Here is a 295-nt window from a genome sequence, read left to right on the forward strand (position 1 = left end):
GAAATTTTGTCTAAGGTCACAGCGCCATAAGGGCGGGGAAATCCGCAGTTGATACCTCATCTGCCAATTGTTGTTCTCGCCAAGCGATACGCTGGTAACAATTCCACTAATATATCGCTGTGCCTCGGCCCCCTGGAATATCGTTAACACAGCCTTCTTTTCGAGAAAATTCACAGCCGTGAGATCAGCAAGCTTGCTGGCAATATCGACGTTCAGCACAAAAGGTTGAGAGTACTTTTGTTGCAAGCCAAATCGGACAACAGCTACCGCCTCTTCTGCCAAGCCCTCAATATTC

The 295-nt window shown here is 47.8% G+C and carries 1 protein-coding gene; it reads right to left on the reverse strand.

Features of this window, described 5'->3' with window-relative positions:
- Positions 1 to 295, reverse strand: a 295-nt coding sequence (locus tag COJ96_RS25770; RefSeq protein ID WP_218936536.1) for a contractile injection system protein, VgrG/Pvc8 family, incomplete at both ends; no start/stop codon positions are given.

Origin of the sequence: Bacillus sp. AFS073361 (assembly GCF_002567005.1) — a bacterium.
Lineage (GTDB): Bacteria > Bacillota > Bacilli > Bacillales > Cytobacillaceae > Neobacillus.